The organism is Cohnella nanjingensis (assembly GCF_014212125.1).
Lineage (GTDB): Bacteria > Bacillota > Bacilli > Paenibacillales > Paenibacillaceae > Cohnella > Cohnella nanjingensis.
This window is the reverse complement of the sequence record NZ_JACJVP010000043.1, coordinates 105,132-111,205: the sequence shown is the minus strand read 5'-3', so window position 1 is coordinate 111,205 and position 6,074 is coordinate 105,132. Positions and strand designations below refer to the sequence as shown.

6 protein-coding genes are annotated in these 6,074 nt (G+C 62.1%); 4 read left to right on the top strand and 2 right to left on the bottom strand.

Annotated features, from left to right (window positions below; translation table 11 throughout):
• Positions 1-55: 55 nt before the first annotated feature.
• Both H7C19_RS25610 and H7C19_RS25605 read right to left on the bottom strand, forming a co-directional pair.
• Positions 56-1,543 (bottom strand): aminoacyl-histidine dipeptidase, encoded by a 1,488-nt coding sequence (locus tag H7C19_RS25610; protein WP_185671924.1) that lies wholly within the window; start codon positions 1,541-1,543, stop codon positions 56-58.
• Positions 1,536-2,453, bottom strand: coding sequence for a LysR family transcriptional regulator (locus H7C19_RS25605; RefSeq protein WP_185671923.1), 918 nt, complete (start codon positions 2,451-2,453; stop codon positions 1,536-1,538). The genes H7C19_RS25610 and H7C19_RS25605 overlap by 8 nt, the downstream gene beginning before the upstream one ends.
• Positions 2,454-2,597: 144 nt before the next feature.
• Here H7C19_RS25605 and H7C19_RS25600 point away from each other — a divergent pair, with 144 nt between their 5' ends.
• From H7C19_RS25600 to H7C19_RS25585, 4 genes are all read left to right on the top strand, one after another.
• Complete coding sequence (locus tag H7C19_RS25600) at positions 2,598-3,545, top strand: DMT family transporter (RefSeq protein ID WP_185671922.1); 948 nt, start codon at positions 2,598-2,600, stop codon at positions 3,543-3,545.
• A 193-nt stretch (positions 3,546-3,738) separates the two neighbouring features.
• Positions 3,739-4,548 (top strand): HAD-IIA family hydrolase, encoded by an 810-nt coding sequence (locus H7C19_RS25595; protein ID WP_185671921.1) that lies wholly within the window; start codon positions 3,739-3,741, stop codon positions 4,546-4,548.
• On the top strand, positions 4,545-5,420 hold the full coding sequence (locus H7C19_RS25590; protein WP_185671920.1) for a metallophosphoesterase family protein: 876 nt from the start codon (positions 4,545-4,547) through the stop codon (positions 5,418-5,420). The genes H7C19_RS25595 and H7C19_RS25590 overlap by 4 nt, the downstream gene beginning before the upstream one ends.
• 18 nt (positions 5,421-5,438) lie before the next feature.
• Complete coding sequence (locus H7C19_RS25585; protein WP_185671919.1) at positions 5,439-6,017, top strand: glycerol-3-phosphate responsive antiterminator; 579 nt, start codon at positions 5,439-5,441, stop codon at positions 6,015-6,017.
• Positions 6,018-6,074 lie beyond the last annotated feature (57 nt).

Here is a 6,074-nt window from a genome sequence, read left to right as displayed (position 1 = left end):
AGTTAGTTATTCAGTGGCCTCTTCGCAGCCGGTCTTTTTGTCGTCCATATCGCGGCTAGGACTTGATCTCCCGCAGCACTTGGAGCAAGAAATGCCACGTGCGCTCCACGGAGGAGATGCGGAATCGCTCGTCCGGCGTGTGGATGTCGTAAAGATCCGGGCCGTAGGAGACGGCATCGAGATCCGGGATTCGATCGGCCAGGATGCCGCACTCGATCCCGGCGTGCACGGCCTTGACCTCCATCGGCTGCCCGTACTCCCGCAGGTAGACCTCCTCGAACACTTCGCGCAGCTTCGATTCGATCCGGTACGGCCAGCCGGGATAGTAGTCGCTGGCCGCGAAGCCGCAGCCGAGCGCCGCGGCGAGCGCCTCCATCCGGCTTACGACCGAATCCAGCTCGGAGCGGAGCGAGCTTCGCGCCAGGCTCTCGAACCGGACGCCGTCTTCCTTGGTCGCGACGATGCCGACGTTGGTCGACGTCCGCGGCAGTCCCGGGATCGCCTTGTCCATCCGGATCACGCCGCTCGGGACGAGCAGCAGCGAGTCGACGGCCGCGCGTTTGGACGCTTCGGAGAACTTGCGCTTCCCGCCGGACGTTCCTTCCGCTCCGTCCGGCCAGCCGGACGCCAGCTCGACCCGGACGCCGGGATCGACGAGCGCGAATTCCGCTTGAAAGACCGCATCCCAATCTTGCACGAGCGCTTCCGCGGCGGCCCTATCCGCTTCTGCGAGATAGAGCAGCGCTTCCGCTTCCCGCGGAATCGCATTCGATTGCATGCCGCCGTCTACCTTCGCGATCTCGTAGGGAAGCTGCTTCCGGAGACCGTCCAGCACGCGTCCGAGCAGCTGGCAGGCATTGGCTCTCTCGTGGACGATATCGTCGCCGGAATGCCCGCCTACGAGGCCGGAGATGCGCACCCGGCAAGGGGTTCCGGCCCCGGAGGCATCCTCCCACACGATCGGCGCCGTGTGATAGGCACGAACGCCTCCCGCGCTGCTCACGTAGAGGATCCCCTCCCGGTCGGAGTCCAGGTTAATCATCGTTCGCCCTTTCAAGAGGCCGACGTCGAGCTTCCGCGCCCCCTTCATCGACGTCTCTTCTTCCGTGGTCAGGAGGATCTCCAAAGCCGGGTGCGCCGCGTCCTTGGCGTCGAGCAGCGCCATGGCGAAGGCGACCGCAAGGCCATTGTCCCCGCCGAGCGTCGTGCCGTCCGCCGTCAGGAATTCGCCGTCCACCCGAAGCGCGATCGGATCCCGGAGGAAGTCGTGGACGACGCCCTCCTTTTTCTCGCCCACCATGTCCAGATGCCCTTGCACGATGACCGGCGGCACCGCTTCATAGCCCGGCGAAGCAGGTTTTCGGATGATCAGGTTGAACGTCTCGTCCTGAACCGCTTCGTACCCGCGCGCCCGCGCGAACCGCGCCACGAAGTCGCTCGCAGCCTGCTCGTGTCCGGAGCTTCTCGGGATGGCGGACAGGTCCTCGAAGTACCGGATGACGGGATTGTCGCCTTGGTATACTCTTGCTTGATCGTTAGCCATTGGATGGGCCTCCCCCGACGTTTTTGACGCGCGACTGCTCCCATTGATCGATCCAGGCGCGCGCGTATTCCTTGAACTTGCGGGCCGCCGGCGAGATGTCCTTGACCGCCTGCATCGCCAGGCCCAGCGTCCGGCAGCTCCGGTCCTCCAGCTCGAGCATCGACAGATGATGCTGATGGGCTTGCAGGACCATCTCCGGCAGCACGCTGACGCCGAGCCCGTTCTCCACCATCGCGATGATGGCGCGGTCGTCCGCCGCTTCGTATTTGATCTTCGGCTGGATGCCTGCCTTGCGGAGCACCCGCTTCACGTCGTAATCCGAGCCTTCCTTCGGCATGACGAAGTCCTCCTCCGCCAGCTCGGCGAAGCTGATCGACGTTCGCTCGCCGAGCGGATGCTCCTTCGGCACGAGGCACAGCATCCGGTCCTCGCTCAGCGGGATCGCGTCGAAGCCTTCGCGCGTCGGCAGCGAGAGGAAGCCGAAGTCCACCTGCCCGTCTCCGATCCAGTCCTCGATCTCCCGGTAGTCCCCTTCCATCAGCTTCACCTCGACGGCCGGGTAGTCTCTACGGTACCGCTTGATGATGCCGGGCAGCCAATGGACGGATACGCTCGTGAAAGTGCCGATGCGGACCGTCCCGATCTCCATGCCGTGAACCGCGGCGACCTCTTGCTTAAGCTGCTCGTTCCAATTCACGATCTCGCGGATGGACTTGATCACCCGCTCTCCGTTTGCGGTCAGCTTCACCCCCGACCGGCTCCGCGTGAGCAGGCCGAAACCGAATTCGCGTTCCAGGCTGTGAACCGCGTGGCTTACGCCCGATTGGGTGAACCCCAGCGCTTCCGCCGCCCGCGTCAGGTTCCCCGTCTCGACGACCTTCAACAGCACTTCATACTTCGCGAGACTCATCGGCGTCCCTCTCCCGTCCCGTACTGCGACTATGAACAGTTCTCATGCATAACATGACAAACATTCGTTTTTCTTATACTTTCCACGCTTGTAATATATAGCAGTAGCCAACATTAAGCAACATAGAAGGATGATCGATACTTCATGAGACCGTTCAAAGCCGACATGCTCATGCTCCTCGTGACGCTGTTCTGGGGATCTTCTTATCTCTTTATGAAAATGGGGCTGGGCGACCTCGGCGAATTCAACCTCATCGCGCTCCGGTTCGGGTTCGCTTTCCTGATCGCGGCGGCGTTCTTCGCAAAGCGTCTGCGCACGACCGACTTCCGTACGATTCGCTACGCGGCCTTGCTCGGCTTCCTCCTGTTCGGCGTCATCGGATGCGTTCTGTTCGGCCTGCGGTTCACGACGACCTCAAATGCCGGCTTCCTGATCAGCTTGACGGTCATCTTCGTGCCCTTGCTGTCATTCGTCTTTTTAAGGAAAAAAATCTCGAAGCGCATGCTGGCCGGCGTCGTCCTCGCGATCGTCGGCATCGGCCTGATCACCCTGCGATTGCCGTTCAGCGTCAATCCCGGAGACGCGCTCTGCGCGTTAGGGGCACTCTGCTATGCGGTCCACATCCTGATCACCGGCCATGCGACCAAAGGGACCGATACGCTGAACCTCGGCATCTGGCAGCTCGGCTTCGCCGGCGCCTACGGCTTGGCGTTCTCCTGTCTCTTCGAGACGCCGACCCTGCCGGGCTCGACGAAGGGCTGGATCGCCGTAGTCGTGCTCAGCGTCTTCTGCAGCGCGCTCGGCTATATCCTGCAGACGGTCGTCCAACAGTATACCTCGCCGACCCGTCTCGGCCTGATCTTCGCCCTTGAGCCGGTATTCGCCGCCTTATTCGGCCTCCTCTTCGAGAACGAGTACCTCTCCATGGCGGGCTATGCGGGCGGCGCGCTGGTGCTCCTCGGCGTCGTCGTCTCCGAATGGCGGCCGAAGCGCGCCGAGCCTAGCCGTTCCCGGATTCGTCCCGCTCGAAAAGATCGCCACCATCCGATCGGATGCGCGCGCATCCAGGAGAACGAAGTCTCCGTCCAGTAAAACGAAAAAAAAGAGGCTGCCGAGACTTTCTCGCCGGCCGATAATCAGGTATAATCTTCCTAACGCGTTGGAGCGAGTGACGAGCGAGAAACTCCAAACGGTCAGCAGGCGGCATCGTTCCGCACCTGTTTTCCGTTTGGAGTTTTTGATTTGTCCAGTCCGTTGCGACGACATGGCGGAAAGGAGGATTGCGGTGCCAAAGCTTACTTTTCCCGTCTGGCTCTCCGACCTGGACGGCACGCTGTATGCCGGCGCTCGTGCAGCGCCGGGGGCGAAGGAGGTACTGAACTTCATTCGCGGTTCGGGGCGCCGGGTGTTGTTCGTCACGAATAATTCGCGTCACTCGGCGCGCGAGATTGGCGGCAAGTTGAAGGGATTAGGAATTGATGCTCGGACAAGCGATATCGTAGCTGCGACGGATTATACTGGCCGGTATCTGCGAGAGCGGTATGGGCGGCTTCGCCTAAGCGTGGCCGGCAGTCCGGCGTTCGAGCAGGCGCACCGGCTTGCGGGCCATACGGTATATCCGCTGAACGGACATGCAGAGATTGATGCGATCGTCATAGGGCTGGACGACGCCTTCTCGTACGAGCGATTGGAGCAGATCGTGCATGCCGTCGGGAAGGGAGCGAAGCTGATCGCCGCCAATGGCGACGGATCCCATCCGGGACAGGACGGCCGCAAAGTGCCGGAGACAGGCGCGCTCGTCGCCGCCGTCGCGGCAGCATCCGGCGTTCGCGCCGACTACATCGGCAAGCCTTCTCCCCATTTGTTTCGGTATGCGTTGGCGCTGGGCGGAGCCTCGCCTGCGCAGACGGCGATGGTAGGGGACAACTACGGCACCGACATCGCCGGCGGCAAAGCCCTCGGACTGTACACGGTTTGGCTGCGAAGCTCGCAGGCGGCATCCGCCTTGGCATCCGACGCCGACACGTCCCGGGCGGACTTGACCGTCCCGCATCTGCTCGCGCTATATCGTTTGATGGGAGGCGTTGACGAATGAGATTTGAGCATATTCCAACACCGGGCGACAAGCAAGCCGTGATCCGCATCGCAGGCCTATCGGCTCCCGTGACCTTGCTGCATGTTACGGACAGCCATATGAACGAGACGGATGGCCGGGAGGGCGCGGACGTACTGGCGGAATCGTACCGCCAATACAGCTTCGATGCGCTAGCTGCCCGTACGCACTTCGACCGAGCGCTGGCCTATGCTCGCGAGTTGTCGGTTGACGGCGTGGCGCTGACCGGAGATCTCTTCAATGGCGCAACGGCGAACAATCTGGACCATCTGGCGGCGAAGCTGCAATCGCTCGGCATCCCCTGGCTATACACGCTCGGCAACCACGACTGGGAATTCCCCGGCTTCCCTTGGTGCGAGTCGACCCGCCAGGCACAGTACCCGAAGTTCGAGCGGCTGACTGGCGGCAATCCGGCCTGCTCGGCCAGGGAGATCCAGGGCGTGCTGCTGCTTGCCGTCGACAACAGTACCTACCAGATTACGGAGGAACAGCTGGCCTTCGTCCAGCGCATGCTGGCGCGGGGATTGCCGACCTTGTTATTCATGCATATCCCCCTCTACATTCCTTCTCTCCTGTCCGATGTGATGCGAGAATGGCGTGCGCCGATCATGATGGCGGCCGAAGGCTGGGACGACCGGTTGATGATGGATTGGCAAGTCGAGAAAGCGACGGACGCCACGCTGGCCTATGTTCGGTTGTTGCGGGACAACCGCCATCGGAATCTGATCGGACTGTTCTGCGGCCACGTTCACTTTGCCCACCGGGATGCGTTCGGTCGCGGCTCCTGCCAGTATGTGACGCAGGCCGGATTCTCAGGTGGGTATCGGGTGATCCGGCTGCTGCCGGCGGAATAAGCAAAGGAGGAGAGCGAATTGACGCTGCTGCATCGCTTGGCCCAAAGTCCGGTCATCGCGGCGATCCGTTCCGAAGATGCGCTGGAGAACGCGTTGGCTAGCGAAGCGGCCAACTTGTTCATCATGGGAGGCGCGTTGGGAGAATTGTCGCATATGGTCCAAGCCGCCAAGGCTAGAGACAAGGGCGCGTTCATTCATTTGGACCTCATCCGCGGCTTGTCCAGCACCGACAAAGAGAGCCTCGCGTTCCTCCGCGAACAGATCGGCGCCGACGGCATCATCACGCCGAAGAGCCATCTGATTAAGGAAGCGAAGCGCATCGGCCTCTATGCGATCTATCATTTGTTCATTCTGGATTCCCATGCATTGTCCAGTGGCCTTGCCTTGGCGCGGTCGCTGCATCCGGATGCCGTGGAGATCATGCCCGGCGCCATCCCGAAGGTGATCGGCCGATTGGCGGAGGAGCTCGAGATTCCGGTGGTCGCCAGCGGCCTGATCCAGACGAAGGAGGAAGCCGTTCAGGCGCTGAACGCGGGAGCCACCGCCTTGTCCGTCAGCGAACAGGCGCTTTGGGGGCTGACCTTCGGCGATTTGTGAGGCGGTCGGATGCGCCTCGTGCCGCCGCGATGATCCCCTGGCATTGCGTGCCGCATA

What these genes read in the sequence shown, in the direction of transcription:
- H7C19_RS25610 (WP_185671924.1), bottom strand. Translation starts at nt 1,543, where the DNA reads ATGGCTAACGATCAAGCAAGAGTATACCAAGGCGACAATCCCGTCATC.
- H7C19_RS25605 (WP_185671923.1), bottom strand. Translation starts at nt 2,453, where the DNA reads ATGAGTCTCGCGAAGTATGAAGTGCTGTTGAAGGTCGTCGAGACGGGG.
- H7C19_RS25600 (WP_185671922.1), top strand. Translation starts at nt 2,598, where the DNA reads ATGAGACCGTTCAAAGCCGACATGCTCATGCTCCTCGTGACGCTGTTC.
- H7C19_RS25590 (WP_185671920.1), top strand. Translation starts at nt 4,545, where the DNA reads ATGAGATTTGAGCATATTCCAACACCGGGCGACAAGCAAGCCGTGATC.